The organism is Streptomyces flavofungini (assembly GCF_041028215.1).
GTDB classification, from domain to species: domain Bacteria; phylum Actinomycetota; class Actinomycetes; order Streptomycetales; family Streptomycetaceae; genus Streptomyces; species Streptomyces flavofungini_B.
On record NZ_JASKYR010001013.1, the window covers coordinates 1 to 2374 of the forward strand.

General features: G+C 71.8%; 3 protein-coding genes. 1 reads left to right on the top strand and 2 read right to left on the bottom strand.

Annotation, left to right across the window (positions count from 1 at the left end):
- Nucleotides 1-67: 67 nt before the first annotated feature.
- A protein-coding gene (locus tag AB8Z36_RS37775) for an IS5 family transposase (protein WP_440582113.1) occupies nt 68-984 on the bottom strand; the annotation gives its coding sequence in 2 pieces (ribosomal slippage) (nt 68-664 and nt 667-984; 915 coding nt in all).
- A gap of 134 nt (nt 985-1118) precedes the next feature.
- Complete coding sequence (locus tag AB8Z36_RS37780) at nt 1119-1748, bottom strand: TetR/AcrR family transcriptional regulator (RefSeq protein ID WP_369217899.1); 630 nt, start codon at nt 1746-1748, stop codon at nt 1119-1121.
- A 183-nt stretch (nt 1749-1931) separates the two neighbouring features.
- On the opposite strand from AB8Z36_RS37780, the gene AB8Z36_RS37785 reads away from it, so the two are divergent.
- On the top strand, nt 1932-2374 hold a 443-nt coding region (locus AB8Z36_RS37785; protein WP_369217898.1), incomplete at its 3' end, for an aldo/keto reductase.

Consider the following 2374-nt stretch of genomic DNA (forward strand, 5'->3'; position numbering starts at 1 on the left):
CGGCTACACGGACTACCCAACGCTCTCCGACGACGCCGCGTAACCCCTCTAGGACTTGTCCGGCCGTTCATGTGCGGAGCCAGATGACGAGGGTTGCGGCGGTCGCGGTCCCCAGGAAGACGTAGCCGCGCTTGTCGTAGCGGGTGGCCACGGCTCTGGCGTGCTCGAGCCGGTTGATCGCCCGTTCGACGGTGTTGCGTTTCTTGTACCGCTCTTCGTCGAAGCCGGGTGGCCGTCCACCGCGTGACCCTTTGCATAGGCGGGCGGCCTGGCTGTCGGTCTTCTCCGGGATCGTGTGCCGGATGCCCCGGCGCCGCAGATACTCGCGGCACGGGCCGTTGCTGTAAGCCTTGTCCGCCGCGAGACTGTCAGGCTTCTTGCGCGGCCTGCCCGGCCCGGTCCGCGGGACGCGGATCTTCTCCAGCACGGGCGTGAACTGCGTGCAGTCCGCCCGCTGTCCCGGTGTGACGATCAGGGACAGCGGGCGGCAGCGGCCGTCCGCGCTCCGATGGAGCTTCGTGGTGAACCCGCCGCGCGAGCGGCCCAGGCCCTCACCTCCTGCACCACCTCCACCAGGCGGGCGACGAGGCTCTGCCACGGCGTTTCGCTCTGGTGTTCTGCCGCCGCGTCCCCTTGTGAGGCGGGAGCCGGCGGCGGTTCGGTGCGGGCACCGGCGGCGTGCTGGTGTGCCCGCACGATGGTGGAGCCGACCGAGATGCCCCAGTCGATCTTCCCGGCTGCGTCGGCTTCGGCCTGGACCTGCTGGAGCAGGCGTTCCCAGGTTCCGTCGGCCGACCACAGGCGGTGGCGTTCGTAGACCGTCTTCCACGGGCCAAACCGTTCGGGCAGGGCACGCCACTGAACGCCGGTCCGAACCCGATGCAGGATCCCGTCGATCACCTGCCGATGATCCCGCCACCTGCCGCGACGCTGGTTGCTGACTGGCAGGAACGGCCGCAACTGTTCCCACTCGGCATCCGTCAAGTCATACCCCGCCCCATGTCCACATCAACGACACGACGGCGAAGTAGTCACATGATCGGCCGGATAAGCCCTAGCCGGAACCCCGGCCTTGGCCGGGCGCTGAGCGCGGCGTCACTTCCGGGACGGCCCGGGCGTCACCCCCGGGACGGCCCTTTCGCGCCCGGCCGCAGCGCGTCCACCACGAGATCCAGCAGCCCCGCCGTCAGCTCCGGGCTGCTGACGGCCGTCGTGGACAGGAACACCCCGAGGAGCATCAGTGTGACCTCCTCCGGCCGGACGTCGGACCGGAGTGCGCCGGACTCCGCCCCGGCGTCGAGGATCAGCGCGATCGCCGCGGTGAGCCGCTCCCGGGTGGCCGGGGTCGCGATGGCGCCCGAGGCCCAACCCGCGCGCAGGACGTCGGAGATGCCGCGCTTGGCCGCGAAGAACGCCGCGTACCGGTCCATCCACGCGCGCATCGCCGCCTCGGGCGGGAGGTCGGCGAGCAGAGCGGGGGCGCTGTCGACCACAGCGTCGAGTTCGGCGGAGTAGATGGCCTCCACGAGCGCCTCCCGGGTGGGGAAGTGCCGGTAGAGCGTGCCGATCCCGACACCTGCCTCGCGGGCGATGGCGTCGAGGGTGGCCTTGCCGTCGGTCGCCGCGAAGGCGTCGCGGGCCACGGCGAGCAGCCGCTCACGGTTGCGGCGCGCGTCGGCGCGGGCCGGGCGGTCAGCGTCTTTCGTCGCTCGGTCAGTACCTTTCGCCGCTCGGTCGGCGCTCTTCACCACGCGGTCGGCGCCCTTCACCTCACGGTCGGCGCCCTTCGTCACGCGGTCGGCGCCCTTCGCCGGTCGGCCGGGGTCGGAAGAGTCGGACGCAGCCAAAACGGAGTCCCTCCGGTTAGTGTTACGGTGGCCATAACGGAGTCCCTCCGTTTACCTCCATCGTCTCATGAGAGCGAGACCGCCATGGTGTCCCCTGCCCGGTCCGACCAGCTCACAGCCGCGGGAGCGGAACGCCCCGGCGGGCCCGGCACCCTGATGGGCCGCACCGTCTCCCGCGTCGGCTACGGAGCCATGCAGCTTGAGCGCCTGGGCCGCGAGGCCGCGATCGCACTGCTGCGCCGTGCCGTCGAACTCGGCGTCGATCACGTCGACACCGCCCAGTTCTACGGCGACGGCTTCGTCAATGAAGTGATCGCCGCCGCGCTCCGCCCCGAGGACGACGTGCTGGTCGTCAGCAAGGTCGGCGCCGAGCCCGCCCCGGGCGGCCCCATCCCGCTCCGCCTCGCCCAGCGGCCCGAGCAGCTGCGCGCCGGAGTCGAGGACAACCTCAGGAGCCTCGGGCTGGAACGGGGGGGGGGGGGGGGGGGGGGGGGGGGGGGGGGCTGGGCCGCGAGGCCGCGATCGCA